General features: G+C 75.4%; 19 protein-coding genes. 11 read left to right on the top strand and 8 right to left on the bottom strand.

What is annotated here, in order from left to right; genetic code table 11:
* Positions 1-37: 37 nt before the first annotated feature.
* Entirely contained in the window at positions 38-727 is a 690-nt protein-coding gene (locus CLV92_RS11400; protein ID WP_104432947.1) for a hypothetical protein, read from the bottom strand.
* 178 nt (positions 728-905) lie between these two features.
* On the opposite strand from CLV92_RS11400, the gene CLV92_RS11395 reads away from it, so the two are divergent.
* The gene (locus CLV92_RS11395; RefSeq protein ID WP_104432946.1) at positions 906-1,283 is read left to right on the top strand and encodes a GntR family transcriptional regulator; all 378 of its coding nucleotides are present in this window, start codon (positions 906-908) and stop codon (positions 1,281-1,283) included.
* Between the two features lie 55 nt (positions 1,284-1,338).
* Here CLV92_RS11395 and CLV92_RS11390 read toward each other — a convergent pair whose 3' ends face one another.
* The 3 genes from CLV92_RS11390 to CLV92_RS11380 form a co-directional block, all read right to left on the bottom strand.
* Entirely contained in the window at positions 1,339-2,178 is an 840-nt protein-coding gene (locus tag CLV92_RS11390) for a cytochrome c biogenesis CcdA family protein (RefSeq protein ID WP_104432945.1), read from the bottom strand.
* The gene (locus CLV92_RS11385; RefSeq protein WP_158257208.1) at positions 2,175-2,765 is read right to left on the bottom strand and encodes a redoxin domain-containing protein; all 591 of its coding nucleotides are present in this window, start codon (positions 2,763-2,765) and stop codon (positions 2,175-2,177) included. The genes CLV92_RS11390 and CLV92_RS11385 overlap by 4 nt, the downstream gene beginning before the upstream one ends.
* A gap of 148 nt (positions 2,766-2,913) precedes the next feature.
* Positions 2,914-4,293: a M20/M25/M40 family metallo-hydrolase gene (locus CLV92_RS11380; RefSeq protein WP_104432943.1), complete on the bottom strand. Its 1,380-nt coding sequence runs from the start codon at positions 4,291-4,293 to the stop codon at positions 2,914-2,916.
* Positions 4,294-4,421: 128 nt separating this feature from the next.
* Here CLV92_RS11380 and CLV92_RS11375 point away from each other — a divergent pair, with 128 nt between their 5' ends.
* The 7 genes from CLV92_RS11375 to CLV92_RS11345 all read left to right on the top strand — a co-directional run bounded on the left by CLV92_RS11375 (position 4,422) and on the right by CLV92_RS11345 (position 12,875).
* Complete coding sequence (locus CLV92_RS11375) at positions 4,422-5,117, top strand: GntR family transcriptional regulator (RefSeq protein WP_104432942.1); 696 nt, start codon at positions 4,422-4,424, stop codon at positions 5,115-5,117.
* A 280-nt stretch (positions 5,118-5,397) separates the two neighbouring features.
* Entirely contained in the window at positions 5,398-6,294 is an 897-nt protein-coding gene (locus CLV92_RS11370) for a sugar phosphate isomerase/epimerase family protein (RefSeq protein ID WP_342762334.1), read from the top strand.
* Between the two features lie 74 nt (positions 6,295-6,368).
* Positions 6,369-8,084, top strand: a complete 1,716-nt coding sequence (locus CLV92_RS11365; protein ID WP_104432940.1) for a dihydroxyacetone kinase family protein — start codon at positions 6,369-6,371, stop codon at positions 8,082-8,084.
* 64 nt (positions 8,085-8,148) lie between these two features.
* Positions 8,149-8,670 (top strand): ribose-5-phosphate isomerase, encoded by a 522-nt coding sequence (locus CLV92_RS11360; RefSeq protein ID WP_104432939.1) that lies wholly within the window; start codon positions 8,149-8,151, stop codon positions 8,668-8,670.
* 1 nt (position 8,671) lies between these two features.
* A complete protein-coding gene (locus CLV92_RS11355) occupies positions 8,672-9,466 on the top strand; it encodes a triose-phosphate isomerase family protein (protein WP_211291061.1) in 795 nt (264 codons plus the stop codon).
* Between the two features lie 73 nt (positions 9,467-9,539).
* Positions 9,540-10,517, top strand: a complete 978-nt coding sequence (locus CLV92_RS11350) for a 3-hydroxyacyl-CoA dehydrogenase family protein (RefSeq protein ID WP_104432938.1) — start codon at positions 9,540-9,542, stop codon at positions 10,515-10,517.
* A gap of 123 nt (positions 10,518-10,640) precedes the next feature.
* Positions 10,641-12,875 (top strand): putative bifunctional diguanylate cyclase/phosphodiesterase, encoded by a 2,235-nt coding sequence (locus tag CLV92_RS11345; RefSeq protein ID WP_146099500.1) that lies wholly within the window; start codon positions 10,641-10,643, stop codon positions 12,873-12,875.
* Here CLV92_RS11345 and CLV92_RS11340 read toward each other — a convergent pair.
* Positions 12,862-14,070: a DUF418 domain-containing protein gene (locus CLV92_RS11340; protein ID WP_104432936.1), complete on the bottom strand. Its 1,209-nt coding sequence runs from the start codon at positions 14,068-14,070 to the stop codon at positions 12,862-12,864. The genes CLV92_RS11345 and CLV92_RS11340 overlap by 14 nt on opposite strands.
* 72 nt (positions 14,071-14,142) lie before the next feature.
* Here CLV92_RS11340 and CLV92_RS11335 point away from each other — a divergent pair, with 72 nt between their 5' ends.
* The 3 genes from CLV92_RS11335 (at position 14,143) to CLV92_RS11325 (ending at position 16,028) form a co-directional block, all read left to right on the top strand.
* The gene (locus CLV92_RS11335; protein WP_104432935.1) at positions 14,143-14,706 is read left to right on the top strand and encodes a TetR/AcrR family transcriptional regulator; all 564 of its coding nucleotides are present in this window, start codon (positions 14,143-14,145) and stop codon (positions 14,704-14,706) included.
* Between the two features lie 81 nt (positions 14,707-14,787).
* Positions 14,788-15,456: a YdcF family protein gene (locus CLV92_RS11330; protein ID WP_104432934.1), complete on the top strand. Its 669-nt coding sequence runs from the start codon at positions 14,788-14,790 to the stop codon at positions 15,454-15,456.
* A gap of 53 nt (positions 15,457-15,509) precedes the next feature.
* The gene (locus CLV92_RS11325; protein WP_146099499.1) at positions 15,510-16,028 is read left to right on the top strand and encodes a hypothetical protein; all 519 of its coding nucleotides are present in this window, start codon (positions 15,510-15,512) and stop codon (positions 16,026-16,028) included.
* 107 nt (positions 16,029-16,135) lie between these two features.
* On the opposite strand, the gene CLV92_RS11320 is transcribed toward CLV92_RS11325, so the two are convergent.
* From CLV92_RS11320 to CLV92_RS11310, 3 genes are all read right to left on the bottom strand, one after another.
* A complete protein-coding gene (locus CLV92_RS11320; RefSeq protein WP_146099498.1) occupies positions 16,136-17,104 on the bottom strand; it encodes a hypothetical protein in 969 nt (322 codons plus the stop codon).
* A 16-nt stretch (positions 17,105-17,120) separates the two neighbouring features.
* Complete coding sequence (locus CLV92_RS11315) at positions 17,121-18,158, bottom strand: S66 peptidase family protein (RefSeq protein WP_211291060.1); 1,038 nt, start codon at positions 18,156-18,158, stop codon at positions 17,121-17,123.
* Between the two features lie 94 nt (positions 18,159-18,252).
* Complete coding sequence (locus CLV92_RS11310; protein WP_104432930.1) at positions 18,253-18,612, bottom strand: VOC family protein; 360 nt, start codon at positions 18,610-18,612, stop codon at positions 18,253-18,255.
* Positions 18,613-18,637 lie beyond the last annotated feature (25 nt).

Here is an 18,637-nt window from a genome sequence, read left to right as displayed (position 1 = left end):
CTGCACCGTGAGACGCCCGCCGACCGGTGTCAAGGCCTCAGCCGCGCCCGGGATCCTGCCGAGCGGCTGCCCGGACCATGCCCACCGCACCTGCCGCACCGACCACGCCCAGGAGCGCCATCGGCCCTGCGCCCACGGCCGCGGAGACGACCGTGCCGATGACGAACGTCCACGGCGCCCACGCCGGGACGGCCCTCGACCGCGCGACGCCCGCGGTCAGCAGGAGCAGGCCCAGCACGGCGACGGGGATCGCCAGCCAGGAGATCGGCAGGGTCATCGCCGAGCCGTCCATGACCGCCAGCACCCTCAGCACGGCACCGCGTTCCAGGCCGGCGGCGCTCGTCCCCCAGAGCAGGTACCCCCAGGTGCTCAACGAGAGGGCGTTGCTGACCGTGGCCACCACCACGAGGCAGCCACCGACGAGGCGCAGCAGGGAACCCCGACGGGCGCGGAGGCCCCACAGGACGACCACGAACGGCAGGTAGAGCAGCGACGCGACGGCGTAGAGCAGGGTCACGGCGAGCCAGCGGTCGGCCAGCGGGGGCAGCGCCGCCAGCGCCAGCGCCGGCTCCTCCGGCAGGGGCGGCAGCAGTGCGTTGCTCAGCACCACCAGCGGCACCGCCGCTGCCGCCAGGACGGCGAGGGCCGCACGGCGCGCGCCGCGGAAGCGGTCGCCGTCCTCCTCGCGTACGAGGTGGGTCCTGGGGTGTGCCGTCGTTCCAGCCATCGCCGTGCTCCTGTCCTCACCGGCATCCGAGGTGGATGCACCCCGTCCACGGTCGGAGTCCCGACGTCCCGTCCACCAGGGACCGGCGCCCCGCCGGTGTCCACGGCGGCGGACCACCCGGTCGGCGACGCCGTCCCGCCACCGGCGCCGCCACGCGGCGCATCACTAGGGTGGGCCGGTGCCCGCCGAGCCCTTCGCGTCCCTCGACGCCGACAGCGGCGTCCCGCCGTACGAGCAGGTGCGCTCGCAGGTGCTCGAGGCGGTGCGCACCGGCCGCCTGGTGCCCGGCGACCGGCTCCCGCCGGTGCGGACGCTGGCCGCCGAGCTCGGCCTCGCGGCGGGCACGGTGGCCCGCGCCTACCGGGAGCTGGAGCAGGCCGGTGCCGTGGAGACCCGCGGGCGCGCCGGCACCGTCGTCGCCGCGGGCCCCGATGCGCTGCGGCAGGAGGCCGCCCGCCACGCCCGCGCGTACGCCGACGCCGTCACCGCCCTGGGCGTCGGCGCCGAGGACGCCCTCGCCCTGGTCCGCGCGGCGCTGACGGACACCGGCCGCTGAGCCCGGGCCCCGGCCGAGGTCGGCTCCGGAGCCGGGCCGCGACGGCCGGGTCCGGTCAGCTCCGCACCCGGCGCCGGGCGGCGAGGACGAGCGCGAGCAGCAGCACGACGGCGGCGAGCACGACCAGCAGCGGAGCGACCGAGGACACGGTGCGCACCAGCCCCGCCTGCAGCGTCGCCGCGGCCTCCACCACCGGATCGGAGCCCCCACCGCGGGCGAGGCGGATCTCGTACCAGCCGTACCAGGCGACGTAGCCGCCGACGACGACGAGCAGGGCCCCGCCCGCGCGCGTCAGGTGGCGCTGCACCCGCCGCAGCCACGCCGTCGCGCTGGAGCGGGCCAGGGCGACCCCGGCGGCGAGCACCCCCACGACGGTGCCCATCCCGAGCGCGTAGGCGCCGTAGGCGGCCAGCCCGGTGAGGGTGTCGCCCGTCCGGAACGTGGTGGCGGTCACCGCGAGGAACGGGCCGATCGTGCAGCCCAGCGACGCCACCGCGTAGGCGACGCCGTAGAACGCCATCGCGGCGGGGCTGCGGGTGGGGTTGCCGCCGCTCCGCAGCTTCGGCAGCGGCAGGGAGATCGAGCGCCCGAGCAGCATGGCGACGCCGAGAGCGAGCAGGGCCAGGCCGATGCCGACGGTGACCACGGGCAGCCAGCGGTGGATCGCCGAGGCGAGCGGGGCCAGGAGGAGGCCGAACACCCCGAACACGGCGACGAACCCGGCGGTCATCGCAGCCGTCGCGGTCAGCGCCCGCTGCAGCGCCCGGCCCCTGCCCTGCGCGGCTCCGTCGCCGGTGACGAAGAGCGCGAGGTAGGCCGGCAGGAGGGCGAACCCGCACGGGTTGAGGGCGGCGAGAGTGCCTGCGCCGTAAGCGAAGGCGAGCGTCCCGGTCACTTGGCGACCAGTTCGGCGATCTTCTCCTCCAGCTGCTTGGCGCCGAGCAGCCCGCGGACGATCTCCACCTCCCCGGAGTCGTCGATGAAGGCGTGCGCGGGCTGGGCGGTCACGCCGAAGCGCTGCCAGAGGGAGCCGTCGGCGTCCACGAGGTGGGGGAAGGCGCCGACCCCGCCCTGCTCGACGAAGCCCTCCATGTCCGCCACCGGTGCGAGGCCGGCGACGCCGGCGAAGGCGACGTCGTCGGCGTGCGCGGCCTGGGCCGCGGCGAAGTGCTCGGCCTCGAACTGGCACTGGGTGCACCACGGCGCCCAGAACCACAGCACCGCGTCGCGGCCGGCGAGCTCGGAGGCGTCGAAGCGCTCCCCCGCCGTGGTCGCCGCGGTGAAGCGCAGCAGCTCGGGCGCGTCGGGGTTGGCCACGTCCGTGCCCACCTCCGTGCCCGCCTCCGTGCCCGCCCCCGCGCTCGCGGGCGCCTCGGGAGCCCCGGCCGGTGCGGGCTCCGCGCCGCCGCAGCCGCTGAGGGCGAGCAGGACCGCGAGGACGGCGGCCGGCCTGGCGGCGGCGGGAAGGATGGCGGCGCGCACGGGAACCTCCGGGGTGGAGCGGGGGCGTTCCGCGCTGCTGCGTCGGGACACCCCCATCTTGCCGTGCCCGGGCCAGCCCCGGGGACGTTCCGCCCCGCGCGGCCCATCGCACGGCCCACCGCACGGCCCGGGGGCGGCCCGGGGCGGCTCAGCAGGTGGCCACGAACCGCTGCAGCACCCGCACCCCGAAGCGCAGGGCGTCGGTGGGCACGCGCTCGTCGATGCCGTGGAACATGCCCGAGAAGTCCAGCTCCGCGGGCAGTCGCAGCGGCGCGAAGCCGTAGCCGCGGATGCCGAGGCGGGCGAAGGACTTGTTGTCGGTCCCACCGGAGAGGCAGTACGGCAGGACCTCCGCGCCCGGGTCCTCCGCCTGCAGGGCGGCGACCATCCGGTCGACCAGGGCGCCGGCGAACTCCGTCTCCACGGCCTCGTCGACGTGGACGTCCTCCACGTCGACCCGCTCCCCCGCCAGTTCCGCGATCGTCGCGCGCAGCTCCTCCTGCCGCCCGGGCAGGAAGCGGCAGTCCAGCAGCGCCGCGGCGGTTCCGGGGATGACGTTGTGCTTGTAGCCGGCGTCCAGCACCGTGGGGTTGGCGGTGTTCTGCAGGGTGGCCCCGACCCAGCGCGCGGTGGTGCCGAGCTGGGCGAGCAGGGCGGAGGGGTCGTCCTCGTCGAAGGCGATGCCCGTGATCTCGGAGACGCCCGTGAGGAACTGCCGCACGGTCGGCGTGATCTCCAGGGGCCAGCGGTGCTCACCGATGCGGGCGACGGCGGCGCACAGGCGGGTGACGGCGTTGTCGGTGCCCACCTGGGAGCCGTGCCCGGCACGACCGTGGGCGACCAGGCGCAGCCACGCGATGCCCTTCTCGGCGGTCTGCAGCAGGTAGGCGCGCCGCCCCGCGATCTCGACGGAGAAACCACCCACCTCGCTGACCGCCTCGGTCACGCCCTCGAAGAGGTCCGGGCGGTGGTCGACCAGCCAGCGCGCGCCCTGGACCCCACCGGCCTCCTCGTCGGCGAGGAACGCGAAGACGAGGTCGCGCGGCGGGGTGGTGCCGCTGCGGGCGAGGTCGCGCAGCACCGCGAGCAGCATCGCGTCCATGTCCTTCATGTCGACCGCGCCGCGGCCCCACAGGCAGCCGTCGAGCTCCTCCCCGGCGAAGGGGTCGACGCTCCAGTCGGCGGCGCGGGCGGGCACGACGTCGAGGTGGCCGTGCAGCAGCAGCGCCCCGCGCGCGCGGGTCTGCTCGGGGTCGCCGGGCACCCGCACGACGACGTTGCCGCGGCGTGGGAAGGCCTCGACGTACTCCGGCTGCAGGCCGACCTCGTGGAGGAGCGTCATGACGTGCTCGGCGGCGGCGCGCTCGCCGGGGCCGGAGCCGTCACCGGGGTTGGAGGTGTCGATGCGCAGCAGGTCGCGGCAGAGGCCGACGACCTCCTCCTGCGCGCCGGGAGCGGTGGGCGCGGGGTCCCGCCCGTCGCCGTGCCGCTGGCCGTCCTGCCGTCGGGGTCCGCTCGTCGCCGCCACGGCCGCAACGGTATCCGCGCCCCGGCCGCAGCGTCGGGCGCGGTGCTGGGCCGCGGCGGCGGGTGGTGGGACGCAGAGGGTGGCGGAACTGCCGGCAGGCGCGCGGGTGCCTGTACCGTGCCGGAACCATGAGCGCGACCGCCGGGCCGTTCCCGCGCCCGTCCCCTCCCCAGCCGCTGCTCGCCGATCACCGTGGCCTGACCGACGGCGTGCAGGAGGCCCTGCTGGGGCTGCTCATGGACCGGGAGGTGGCACCGGGCGCACCGCTGCGCACGGAGGCGCTGGCCGCCCGGCTGGGAGTCTCGGCGACGCCGGTGCGCGAGGCCCTGGCGCGGCTGGAGTCGACCGGCCTCGTGCAACGCACGGTGCGGCGCGGCTACCGCGCGGCGCCGCTGCTGGGCGAGGAGGAGCTGGCGCAGCTGCTGGACGTGCGGCTGGTGGTGGAGCCGGGCATCGCGGAACGGGCGTGCCGGCGCGCCGGGCCGGAGCAGATCGCGGCCCTGCGGGCGAGCGTGGCCACGCAGCGCTCCTCCCCCACGGGCCCCGGCTACCGGCACTTCAAGGACTACCTGGCGGCGGACTGGTCCTTCCACCAGCTGCTGGCGGAGGCCACGGGCAACCCGTTCCTGGTGCGCACGCTGGACTCCTTCCGCGGTTTCGTGCACCGCCTGCACCAGGACGAGGAGCGCATCGAGGACTCCGTGGAGAGCGTCGCCGAGCACGAGGCGGTCATCGCCGCGCTGGTCGCGGGCTCCCCGGAGGCCGCCGCGCAGGCGATGCGGGAGCACCTGGAGGGTGTGCGGGAACGGGCCCGGGGGCACTGACCGGGCACCGGGGCCGGGGGCGGGCGCGGCGGGGCGGGTCCGTCCGGGCGAGAGGGCGTTGACACCTCGCGCAGGAGGGCTACCCTCATCCTCAGACGCGATTTTCTATAGAGTTTTGCCCGGGCCGATCGGCCCGGCCCTCCCCCCGGACGCGATGGAGCCCTCCGTGAGCAGCCCCACCCAGACGAGCGACAGCCCCGCTCCCGCAGGTCCCACGACGAAGGTCTGGTCCGGCTACCCGGCGGAGCTGACGCGGGAGAACTGGCCGATCACCGTGCCGATGATGATCCACGGCAACACCGTCGCCGACGGCACGCCCGTCCAGGAGGCCTCGGCGGAGCAGTGGGCCGAGGTCCTCGACGTCATGGTCGACGCCGGGTACACCTCGATCGACCCCACCGACACGTGGATCCAGATCGCGGACCTCTCCCCCGCCCGGCTGGAGGAGTTCGCCCGCACCGTCACCGCCGCCGGCCTGACCATCCCGGCGTTCTCCACCTCCCGCCGCAGCGTCGTCGACCCCGACCTCGGCGACGAGCACCTCGCCTACGGCCACCGCGCCATCGACGCCTGCGCCGCCATCGGCATCCCCCTGGTGTCCTTCGGCTTCATGCGCGCCCTCACCCCGGCGCAGGCGAAGGCGATGTGGTTCTGGCACGAGCCCGGCCCCGTCGACGACCCGGCACCCGAGGCCCGCGCCCGCGCCGTCGCCCGCATCCAGGAGCTGGCGCGCCACGCCGCGGAGGTCGGCGTGCAGGTGTCACTGGAGATGTACGAGGACACCTACCTCGGCACCGCCGACTCCGCCGTCCGCTTCGTCGAGGAGGTCGGTCTCGACAACGTCGGCCTCAACCCCGACTTCGGCAACTTCCTCCGCCTGCACCGCCCGATCGAGGACTGGTGGTACGTGGCGGAGAAGACGATGCCGCTGGCGAACTACTGGCACCTGAAGAACTACCTGCGCGACTTCGACCCGGCCACCGGCGCGTACTTCAGCCACCCGGCGCCGCTGGAGAGCGGGACCATCAACTACCGCAAGGTGATCCGCTACGCCGTCGAGTCCGGCTTCCGCGGCGCCTTCTGCGTCGAGCACTACGGCGGCGACAGCATCAGCGTCGGCGCCACGAACCGCGAGTACATCCGCCGCGTCCTGCCGCGCACCATCCCCACGCCCTGACCCGCTGCGGCACCCTGAGCGGCACGCCCAGAACAGATCACCCGCGAAGCCCGGATCGAAGGAGATCGTCCACCATGACCCGCATCTTCGGTGACCCCTCGTCCTTCGTGGACGAGGCCCTGCAGGGATTCACCGACATCTACAGCACCTACGTCCAGCGCGTTCCGGGCGGCGTGCTGCGCTCGACCGCCACCCCCGAGGGCAAGGTCGCCGTGGTCGTCGGCGGTGGCTCCGGTCACTACCCGGCCTTCGCCGGCTACGTGGGCCCCGGTGGCGCCGACGCCGCCGTGTGCGGTGACGTGTTCGCCTCGCCCTCCACCCGCCTCGTCTACGACGTGGCCAAGGCCGCCAACCGCGGCGGTGGCGTCGTCCTCGGCTTCGGCAACTACGCCGGCGACATCCTCAACTTCGGCCTCGCCGCGGAGCGGCTGCGCGCCGACGGCATCCCCGCCGAGCTGCTCGTCGTCACCGACGACGTGGCCAGCGAGGGCAAGGGTGCCAACGGTCAGCGCCGCGGCATCGCCGGCGACGTCGTCGCCTTCAAGATCGCCGGTGCGGCCGCCGAGGCCGGCTACGACTTCAAGGGCGTCCTGACCGTCGCCAACCGCGCCAACGACCTGACCCGCTCCATGGGCATCGCCTTCAGCGGCTGCACGCTGCCCGGCGAGACCGAGCCCCTGTTCACCGTGCCGGACGGCCACATGGGCATCGGGCTCGGCATCCACGGCGAGCCGGGCATCTCCGAGGAGCCCACCGGCACCCCCGACGAGATCGCCGAGCTGCTCATCCAGCCGGTCCTCGACGCGCGCCCCGAGGGCGCGACCGACGGCGGGCGCATCGCCGTGATCGTCAACGGCCTCGGCAGCACGAAGTACGAGGAGCTGTTCCTCCTCTACGGCCGCATCGCCGCCAAGCTGCGCGAGCGCGGCTACGACATCGTCGCCCCCGAGGTCGGCGAGCTCGTCACCAGCCTCGACATGGCCGGCGCCTCCCTGACGGTGACGTGGCTGGACGAGGAGCTGGAGCGGCTGTGGACCGCCCCCATCCAGTGCCCGGCCCTCTCCCGCGGCCAGGTCATCGAGACCACCCCGGCGCCGCGCTTCGAGCCGCCGGCGCAGGAGCAGGCCGACTACTCCGGCACCCCCGCCGAGGCGGCCGCCGCCGGCCAGCGCGTCGACGCCGTGATCCAGGCGGTGGCCAAGGCGCTGCACGAGGCGGAGCCGGAGCTCGGGCGCATCGACGCCGTCGCCGGTGACGGCGACCACGGCGTCGGCATGGCCCGCGGTTCCCGCGCCGCCGCCGAGGCCGCCGCGAAGGCCTCCGCCGCCGGGGCGGGCGCCGGATCCGTGCTGGCCGCCGCCGCCGACGGCTGGGCCGACCGCGCCGGCGGCACCTCCGGCGTCGTCTGGGGCGTGCTGCTGCGCTCCTTCGCCGAGCAGCTCGGCGACAGCGGCAAGCCCGACGCCGCCGCCGTGGCCCGCGGCGCCCGCGCCGCCTTCGACGGCGTGACCCGCCTCGGTGGCGCCAAGCCCGGCGACAAGACCCTCGTCGACGCCCTGGCGCCGTTCGCCACGACCCTGTCGGAGCGCGTGGAGGCCGGCGACGACCTCCTCACCGCCTGGGCGGCGGCCGCCGAGGCCGCCACCGCCGCCGCGGACGCCACGAAGGAGCTGCGCCCGCAGATCGGTCGCGCCCGCCCGCTCGCCGAGCGCAGCCTCGGCCACCCCGACGCCGGGGCGATCTCCCTGGCGCTGGTGACGCGCACGGCCCACGCCGCGCTGCAGTCCTGATCATCCCGGACACCACCGCCCTGCACGCGAGAGCCCCGCAGAGCCCAGACGAGGAACGGACGACATGAGCGAGAACACCCAGCCCCAGTGGCGCATCGTGATCGGCTCCGACGACGCCGGTGTGCAGTACAAGGACCGGATCAAGGCCGACCTGCAGGCCGACCCCCGCGTCGCGGAGGTCGTCGACGTCGGCGTGAACGGCGACGAGGACACCCACTACCCGCACGTGGCCGTCGCCGCGGCCCGCAAGGTCGCCGCCGGTGAGGCCGACCGCGCGCTGCTGGTGTGCGGCACGGGCCTCGGCGTCGCCATCGCCGCCAACAAGGTGCCCGGCGTGCGCGCCGTCACCGCCCACGACTCCTTCTCCGTGGAGCGCTCGGTGCTGTCCAACGACGCGCAGGTGCTGTGCATGGGGCAGCGCGTCGTCGGCATCGAGCTGGCCCGCCGCCTGGCCAAGGAGTGGCTCGGCTACGTCTTCGACCCCACCTCCTCCTCCGCGGCCAAGGTCGAGGCCATCAAGACCTACGAGAACACCGGCTCCGAGGCGGCGGCGCAGTCCGAGGCCGAGTCCGTCGCCGCCTGCTGACGTGAGCACCCCCGATCCGTCGGGAACCGCCGCGGCTCCCGAGGGCCGGCCGCGGCGCCTGGTCGGGGTCAGCCTGAAGATGTACTTCGGGCTGGCCCGGACCCGGGCCTACCTCGCCGACGTCGCCGCCCTCGGCGAGCACGCCGCCGCCTGCGGTGTCGACGCCTTCGTCATCCCCGACTTCGTCTCCCTCGCCACCGGCGCGGAGCTGCTGGCCGGCTCCGGCGTCGCCCTCGGCGCGCAGGACGCGTTCTGGGAGGACGCCGGCGCCTACACCGGCGAGGTCTCCCCCGCGGTGCTGCGCGAGGTCGGCTGCACGTTCGTGGAGCTCGGCCACGCCGAGCGCCGCCGCCTCTTCGGCGAGGACGACGAGGTGACCGCGCGCAAGGCGGCCGCCGCCGCCCGCAACGGCCTGGTGCCGCTGGTGTGCATCGGCGAGACGACCCGCGAGGGCAGCGGTGCGCAGGCCGTCGAGCGCGCCGTCGCCGAGTGCCGTCCCCAGGTGGAGTCGGTGCTCGCCGCCGTGCCCGACGACTCCGAGGTGGTCCTCGCCTACGAGCCGGTCTGGGCGATCGGGCAGCCGGAGCCGGCCTCCGCCGACCACGTCGTGGCCGTCACCCGGCGACTGCGCGAGATCGCCGGGGACCGCGCGGGCACGACCCGCATCCTCTACGGCGGCAGCGCCGGACCCGGCCTCTTCGCCTCCCTCGCCGAGGGCGTCGACGGGCTCTTCCTCGGCCGCTTCGCCCACGACGTCGCGGCCTTCCGCTCGGTCATCACCGAGCTCGGCGCCTGAGCGCCCCGGCAGCACCCACCCCCGCACGGCACCCCCGCAGATCACCCCGAATCCCCGGAAGGGCAGGACCCGCGTGACCACCGCACCCCGCACCGACAAGATCACCCGCGTCGCGCAGATCGGCACCGGCTACATGGGCGGCGGCATCGCCCAGTCCCTCGCCCTGGCCGGCGCCGACGTGTGGCTCGCCGACGCCGACAAGGAGTCGACGCAGCGCAACTACGAGCGCCTCCTGAAGGAGGCGGCGCTCTTCGAGTCGCAGGGGCTCTTCGACGCCGGCAGCACCGACGTCCTCAAGGAGCGCCTGCACCCGGCGGACTCCATCGAGGACGCCGTCGCCGACGTCGACTTCGTCGAGGAGGCCGTCTTCGAGGACCTGCAGGTCAAGAAGGACGTGCTGGCCCGGGTGGAGAAGGCCGCCGCCCCCGGCACCATCATCGGCACCAACACCTCCACCATCCCGGTGAAGCTGCTCGCCGAGGCGTTCGAGGACGCGTCGCTGTTCCTGACGGTGCACTTCTCCAACCCGGCCCCCTTCATCCCGGGCGTGGAGCTCGTCATGGGCGAGGCCACCAACCCCGCCGTGCTGCCGATCATCGACGACCTGCTCACCCGCGCCGGGCGCAAGGGCGCCCAGGTCGCGGACGTCCCCGGCTTCGTCCTCAACCGCCTGCAGTACGTCCTCCTCAAGGAGGCCATGACGGTCGTCGAGGAGGGTGTGGCCACCCCCAAGGACGTCGACACCATCGTCTCCACCACGTTCGGCTTCCGGCTGCCGTTCTTCGGCCCGTTCGCCATCGCGGACATGGCCGGCCTGGACGTCTACGCCAAGGGCTTCAAGGTCCTGGAGGACCACTTCGGCGAGCGCCTGTCCGCTCCGGCCAACCTCACCGAGCTCGTGGCGCAGGGCAAGTTCGGCGCCAAGACCGGCTCCGGCTTCCTCGACCTGGACCCCGACAAGCTCGCCGAGCTCATCGACTACCGCAACAAGGCCTACCGCAAGATGGCCGAGCTGCTGGTCGAGCTGGGGCCGTCCCCGCTGGCCGACTGAACGACGCGGTGAACCCCGGCTGATCCGGGGTGGGCGCGGGGACTGACCCGACCGGGCTCCCCGCGCTCACCCCTTCGGGGGCTCGACGGCCCACCTCGCGGCCGCACGGGACATCATGGGCGGGTGCCCACTCCCGGACGCGTGCTCCTCGCCCTCGCGGCCGGGGTCCTCGTCTACACCCTGGCACTGGCCGGGCTGAGCGCTCCCGGGCTGCCGCTGGTCCTCGACGCCACGCTGGGCAGCACCATCGCCCTGACCGCTGCCGGGCTGCTGTGGTGGCGGGTGGCCGCGGTGCGGGCCGAGCGGTGGGTGTTCCTCCCGCTGGCGCTGGGCGTCACGGCGGGGGTCGTGCAGGAGGCCGCCGTCGACGTGGTGCAGGTCCTCGGCGGCGACCCGCCGCGCGGGCCGGGTGCGCTCGTGCTCCCGCTGCTGGCGGTGCCCTGCTTCGTGCTCGCCGTGCAGCAGTACCTGCGTCACCGGGTCGGTGAGCGGACCCGGGGCGCGTGGCTGGACGCCGTGGCGGGCCTGCTCGTGCTGCTGGCCTGGCAGGCGCAGCTGGCCGGGCCCGTGGAGCGGTTGACCCCCGAGGTGCCGGCCGGCGCGGAGGACGTGCCGCTGGTGGTGCCCGTGGTGTACGCGATCCTCCTCGTCGAGCTGGTCGGGATCGTCCTGTGGTGCGGGCTGCGCGGCGACGTGCGGCTGTGGCTGTGGCTGGCGGCGCTGGCGATGTCCTTCGCGGGGCACCTGGGCTGGGTGCTGCAGCTGCGCGCGGGCACCGACGCCGGGGGCAGCCCGGCCGACGTGCTGCGGGCCGCGGCGGCGGTGACGGTGGCCGCGTCGGCGTGGATGCCGTGGCACCGCCGGCCCCCCATCGTCGTCGGCGTCAGCCGCCTGCTCGTGGCGCCCACGGCGGTGGTGCTCCTGTGCGCGGCGCTGCTGGCGGCGACCGCCGGCACGGGCGGCACCACCCGCAGCGGCCTGCTCGCCGCGGCCGGCCTGCTGCTCGTGGTGGCGCGCCTGGGCCTGGCCCACCGCCAGCTCGTGCCCCTGGCACAGGCGCGGCTGCTGTCCCTCACCGACGAGGTGACCGGGCTGGGCAACCGGCGCGCCCTGCTGGCGGCGATGGCCGAGGCGGACGAGCGCGACGAGACCGCGTGCCTGCTCCTGCTGGACCTGGAGCGCTTCAAGGAGGTCAACGACGCCCTCGGGCACGGCGCCGGCGACGAGCTGCTGCGCTCGGTGGCGCAGCGCCTGGCCGCCCACGCCCGCCCCGGCGACGTCGCCGCCCGCCTGGGTGGCGACGAGTTCGCGCTGCTGCTGCCGCGCACCGGCCTGGAGCCGGGGCTGCGCCTCGCCGAGGCCCTGGCCGGCGACCTCGCCCACCGGCACCGCCTCACCGGCAGCGCGCTGCACGTCCCCGCCCGCCTCGGCGTGGCGGCGCGGCCGGAGCACGCCGCCCGCGGGGAGGAGCTGCTGCGCCGCGCGGACGTGGCCCTGCACGTGGCCAAGCGCGGGCGCGTCGACGTGAAGGTGTACGACGAGTCCGTCGACCGCCGCTCCGGGGACCGCCTGCAGCTCCTGGAGGAGCTGCGGCAGGTCCTCGCCCCCGGTGCCGCGGGCGGCAGCCTGGTCCTGCACTTCCAGCCCAAGATCGACCTGGTGTCGGGCGCGGTGGCGGGCGCGGAGGCGCTGGTGCGCTGGGCGCATCCGCGCCTGGGGCTGCTCGACCCCACGTCGTTCGTGGCGACCGCCGAGCAGCGCGGGCTGATGCCGTCGCTGACGCGGCAGGTGCTGGAGGAGGCGCTCGCGGAGGCCGCCCGCTGGCGGGAGGCCGGTGCGGGTGTCCCGGTGGCGGTCAACCTCTCCGCCACCGACGTCCTCGACGCCGCGCTGCCCGAGCGGGTGCGCCGGGCGCTGGAGCGCCACGGACTGCCGCCCGCGGCCCTGCACCTGGAGATCACCGAGTCGGTCGTCCTGGGCGACTCCCGGCGCGCGCGGGCCGTGGTGGCCGCGCTCGCCGGGCTCGGCGTGCGCCTCAGCGTCGACGACTACGGCACGGGCTACTCCTCCCTGGCGTACCTGCGCGACCTGGCCGTGCACGACCTGAAGCTGGACCGCTCCTTCGTCGCGGAGGTCGCCCACGACGAGCGCTCCGCGGCGATCGTGCGCAGCACGGTGGACCTGGCCCACAGCCTCGGCCTGAAGCTGATCGCCGAGGGCGTGGCCGACGAGGAGGGCGTGCGGGCCCTGCGCTCCCTGGGCTGCGACCAGAGCCAGAGCCACCTGCACTCCCCGCCCCTGCCGGCGCCGGAGTTCCTCCAGTGGCTGCGGGAGCACCGCGCGGTCACTGCGGGCTGAGCGGGCGCGCCGGCGGCTCCACCTGCTGGGGGGCGACCGGCGTGCGGGGCCGGGCGCCGGGGGCCCAGCGCAGCGCCTGGTGCAGCAGTGCCTCCAGCGGGCCGCGCTGGAAGACGCGCAGCCACAGGGCGGCGGCGGTGACGACGGCGGCGCTGACGCCGAGCAGGATCAGGACGGTCGCCGCCGTGCGCGTCCCGCCGTCCAGCCGGGCGGTGAGCCCGAGGCCCCAGCCGTAGCAGAGCGCCGAGGCGAGCAGGTTCTGCAGGACGTAGCAGGACAGGGCGGTGCGCCCGACCTCGGCGAGGCGGCGGCGCGCGAAGGCGCCCAGCGGAGTGCGCGGGATCCGGAGGCAGGCGCCGAGGACGGCGGCGAGGAGGCCGAGGGCCACCAGCGGTGCCGTGAGGTAGCGCGCGGCGATGACGCCCGCATCGCCCCCGGCGGTGCCCAGGAGCAGGTCGAGCGGGAGGGCGAGCGCCCCGACGAGCAGCAGGCGGCGGCGCAGCCGGGTGCCGTCGGCGGTGGCGACGCCGGCGCGCAGCAGCCGCGCGCCCAGGAGGAACAGCGCCACCCCGAGGGCGCCGATGAGGACGGGTTCGAGGCGGAAGAGCACGATGTTCTCCCAGCGCCACTGCACCAGGTCCCACCAGCTGCCGTGCTGCAGCACCCGGGCGGCCGCGGCGGTGCCCTCGTCGTCGCCCTCGCCGCCGGGCTCGTCCGGTACGAGCGCCACCGCCAGCACGAGCAGGGACATGAGGGCGACGTGGCAGGTGGCGGCGGTGACGAGCCAGGCCCGCTGGACGCGCAGGCTGCGGGCGAGGAGGAAGGCGACGAGCAGGCCGGTGACGGCGTAGCCCATCAGGACGTCGAACTCGGCGACGAGGAAGTAGTGCAGCGTGCCGTCGAGGAGGAGCAGCAGGGCCCGCCAGGGGTAGCGCCCCGGCCACGGGTCGCCGCGGCGGGCGGCGGCGGCCTGCTGCAGGGCGAGGCCCATGCCGAAGAGCAGCGTGAGCATGCCGAGGAACTTGCCGTTGGGCAGCTGCTGCAGCAGGAGGGCGGCGGAGGAGGCTGGGGTGTCGCCGTCGAGGACGCCGAGGAGACCTGCGGGTGCCGTGAAGATCCACACGTTGGTCGCGAAGGTGCCGAGGATCGCGATCCCCCGGGCGACGTCGAGGCCGTCGAGGCGGGCGCGGGTCATGCGCCGACCGTAGCCATACGATCGTATTGTCGTCAACGTTCGGAATCGGCCGGCGCCTGCGACGATGCGGGCGTGGCCGGACCATCGGAGCACCTCCTCGACGCGCTCGTCGCGATCGTCGCCGATCGGGGCCTGGAGGGGGTGAGCATCCGCCAGGTCGCCGACCGCGCCGGAGTCTCGATCGGCGCCGTGCAGCACCACTTCCCCACCAAGAACGCCCTCCTGCTCGCCGCGATGGAGCACGTCAGCACGAGGTTCCGGGCCGAGCTGCAGCAGCGCCTGAGCGCCGCCCCCTCCCCGGGCGGCGCCCTGCGGATCCTCGCCCTGCTGCTCGCCGGCGCCGATGGCGCGCCCCGTGCCAGCACCGTCGTCTGGCTCTCCTTCGCCGCGCACGCGGCCGTCGACGAGCAGGTGGCCGAGGTCCACCGGCGGGAGTGGGCGAGCCTGGAGCGGTTCCTGGCGGACCTCGTGGCCGCCGGCGCACCGCACCGCACCGACCCGGCCGGGGACGCCGCGGCGCTGCTCGCCCTGCTGGACGGCCTCGCCGTCGCCGTCGCCCTCGAACCGCAGCGGATGCCGCCGGCGCGCGCCGAGCGGCTCGTGGACGCCTGGCTCGCGGGGCTGGACGCCGGCTGAGCCGGCTCCGCTCGCACGGGCGGTGGCGGTCGGGCGCCGCCCCGTCGACGTCCCCTCCCGCCCGTCCGGCAGGCTGGGCCCGTGCACGGGGCGAGGCGAGTCCGCGGCCGGGCGGGCCGGGGCGTCACCACGTGCGCGCTCGCGCTGCTGCTCGCCGTCGCCGTCGCCGAGATCCCGAACCGGCGGGCCTCCCGCCGCGGCCTCCCGGGCGCGCCACCCGCGGCGGGGCGCGGCCCGGAGGTGGTCCTCGTCCTCGGCCATCCCTGCCGCCGCGACGGCCGCCTGCACCCGATGCAGCGCTGGCGCACCGACATCGCCGTGCGCTCGATGCACCCGCAGCACGGCAGGCTGGTCTTCAGCGGCGCCGGGCGGGAGGGCGGGCCGAGCGAGGCGGAGGTGATGGCCGACTACGCCCGGCGGGCCCTGGCCGTCCCCGCCGAGCGGATCGCGCTGGAGACCCGGGCGCGGTCGACGTGGGAGAACGTGGCGCACTCCCTGCCGCTGCTGGAGGACGCCGCCATCCTCAGGATCGCCTCCGCTCCCCTGCACGCCGCCCGCGCGCGCCGCTACCTCGCGCAGCAGCGCCCGGACCTGGCGCAGCGGCTGGCCGCGGCCGACGACTACCGCTTCGGCGAGTGCTGCGGCTGGAAGCTGGCCACCGTGGCCTACGGCGTCCTCCGGGCGCTGCGCCGCTCGCTCCTTCCGCGAGCCGTGGGACCGCGGGCGGGCGTCGACCGGTCGGCCCGGTGATCGGCTCCGGAGGAGTGATGCCGACGCCGCTCGACGGGGTCGAGAGTGGCGCCATGCGAGCACCCGGGCACGTCCGCACCCTCGGCGCAGCCGTCGGAACCACCGCGCTGACCGCCTACGCGGCGGTGAAGGCGTCGTGGGCGCTGGGCGTCGACGTCGGGGTGCGCAACGCCGCCCAGTGGCACCGGATGCTGGACTCGCTGAGCGACGGGGAGCGGCTCGCGGCGTTGTGGAGAACCGTCGGCCTGGACCTGCTCGGGGTCGCGCTGCTGCTGGTGCTCGCCTCGTCCCGCGCCGGCAGGGCCTCCGCGCCCGCGCGGCTGCTGCGCGCCTCGGGCTGGCTGGCCGGCGCCGCGCTGCTGCTGCCCGGCGCGGCGGGCCTGGCGGTGACCCTGGGTCCGACGACCGGGTTGTGGCCGGCGGCCCCCGGCGATCCCGGGCCGCTGGCGGACTGGGTCTTCGTCGTGGTCTACGGCTCGTTCGCCGCCGCCGGAGCCGGCTACCTGCTCGTCAGCGCCTCGTGGCGTTCCCGCGCGAGCCACGGCCCGGTGCCGGAGCACGCGCGGTCCTGACCGGCGGCGCGGACGGCCCCGACCGCCACCGGCCGGGGGCCGGAACCGCACGGGGAGACGGACCTGAGCCACCGCGCCCAGCCCGCTGCCCTCGTCGTGGAGCCCCGTCAGAACCCCACCGCGGACAGGACGTCCTCAGCGATCTCCGTGGTGAGGCGTCCGGACGGTGAGGGCTCGGTGCAGTTCATCGGGCGGGCCTGCACGATGCGCACCGCGCAGAGTGCCTCCTCCGCGAAGCTGAGGAGGGCGAAGACCAGTTCGCGGACTTCCGATCGGCATTGTTTCGCCTTGAGTCTTCCGCCGTCCGCCCCGATCACGACGTCGAGGCTGCGCAGTCCCGAGCCCTTCAGGGTGGCCGTGAAGAATGCCCGCCACTCCCCGGCACCGATGTGCTCGACGTCGACGGCCTCGCCGTTCCCGGCGGGAAGCAGGGACACCTGCCGCCCCACGACTGTGCTCAGGAACTTCGTGACCAGCTCCACCGGCACAAGTGCGCGCCGCCGTAAGAGACCGCGAGGCTCGGGCTCGAGCCGCAGTGTGAGCCTGCTTCGATAGAAGTACTCCTGGTCCAATGGTTCAGCGGGCTTGATCCGGCAGGTGAGCGCCTGGGGGTCGGGCTCCTCGCCGTTCCACACGTCGCTCAGGGCTGAACCCACCCACTCGAGGGGATTCTGCTCCCTGCCGTACGTGTCCGGCAGGATGTGAACCGGCTCGCCGAGGGTGTAGTACTCCTCACCGACCGCCTGCTCCACACCAGGCAGGGCCGCGAGCACGCACTCCAGGTAGTACGTAACGGCCCCGATGCGGTCCAGCGTCCCGTCGTCCCAGCCGTCGTAGGCGCGCCAGCCGGGCCCGGTGAACCAGGGCGGCAACGTTGCGTCGGTGGGAAGCGGCTCGCCCGGCGGGCGCTTGCGTGCCCGGCGGGCCAGCCACAGCCACACCGGCTGCAACGACTCGACCGTGAGGTCGAGCTCCTCGGCGGCCACCTCGCCGGACTCGACCATCTCCCTGCTCACTCGACGCCAGCGCGCCCGCCCGTCGTCCTCGTAGGTGCGGGTGAAGTCCGGTGCCGGCACGCGCTGGCCCCTCGCCTCAGGCGGCCGGTCCCGGCGTCGCGTGCGAGCGCACCGCCGGTTCCAGCAGCGCCAGCGTCCGCTGCTGCGCGTCGAGGGCGACGCGGACACCGACCGGCATCGGCAGGTTCGGGCCCGCGTGGCCGACCTCGACGCCACCCAGGACGGGGATGTCACGATCACCGAGGACGTCGAGCACGATCTCGGGCAACGTCGGGCCCGCGTCGGGCGCGTCGGGTCCGCCGAGCCCGCCGACCGCGTGCGGAACGCCCACGACCATGCCGGAGATCCGGTCGAGGATGCCGGCGTGCCGCAGCACGTGCAGGTAGCTCCACACGTGCGACGCCAGGCCGCCCGACTCCTCCCAGAACAGCATCGCACCGTCGAACCGCTCCAGCGGCAGCGCGTACCGCGTCGCCTGCACCAGCGCGATGCGGTTGACGACCCCACCGACCAGCGGGCCCTCTGCTCGACCGGGCCGCCAGCACTCCCAGGACGGGCCGGTGGGGAGCGCCCCGATCGGCTCCGTGCCGGTCAGCAACGTCGAGTAGAGCTCCTCCAGCTGCGCCCGGCGCGCTGCGGGCGCGGCCCGCCACGCGCCGCCGAGACCCGGTGTGGCCAGGTCCGCGTGGAAGCCGACGAGACCGGTGCGCGCGTACAGCACGAGGTGGAGCAGCGAGATGTCGCTGGAGCCGAGGATCGGCTTGGGGTCGGCCGTGATCGCCTCGACGTCGATCAGGTCGAGGTAGCCGAGCGCCGTCTGGCCACCGTCGTGCGCGACGATCGCGCGCACCTCCGGATCACGCAGCAGGGCGTTGAGCTCCCCGGCGATCTCTGCCGGCCGCGCCGCGCTCCACCAGTGCTGCCGGCCCGGTGCGAGCAGCGGCGAGACCCGCACGCGGAACCCCATCCCGCTGAGGACGCCCACCGCCCGCTCGAGGTCGGCCTCCTGCTGCCACCTGGCATCGAGCGGCCCGGCGAGCGCCGAGATGGCGACGAGGTCCCCCGGCAGGAGGGCGCGGGGCCGCAGGAGCCCGGGCACGGCAGGGTCGGTCACCGAGGCAGTGTCCCGGTCGTGCACGTCGGGCCGGAAGGCCTCGCTGTGCATCGGCGGCCTTCCGGCTGCCGGTCGCGACGCCGCCGACCCCGGGCTACTCCCCCGCGAAGACGCAGAACTCGTTCCCCTCCGGGTCGGCGAGCACGTCCCAGTCGCGGTCCTCCCCGCGCGGCAGCACCATCCGCGCCCCCGCGGCGAGGAGTTCGTCCCGGTCGCCGTCGACGTCGAAGTGCATGCGGTTCTTCACCGTCTTCGCCTCGGGCACCGGCGCCACCCAGATGAGCGGGCCGACCCCTGCCGGGTCCACGATCGGCACCGGCCACTCCGGAGGGCGCGAGTCACCGGTGAGGGAGTCCCGACGCGCGTAGCCGAGGCAGCGGCACCACCAGTCCGCGAGGGCCTGGTGGTCACGGGCGTCGAGGCAGAGGTCCTTGAACCGAGCGAGTCCGGCCATGGGGCGATCGAAGCGCACCGCCTCG

The organism is Kineococcus xinjiangensis (assembly GCF_002934625.1).
Lineage (GTDB): Bacteria > Actinomycetota > Actinomycetes > Actinomycetales > Kineococcaceae > Kineococcus_A > Kineococcus_A xinjiangensis.
The sequence above is the reverse complement of the archived record's forward strand: the minus strand, read 5'-3'. Positions and strand labels throughout refer to the sequence as shown.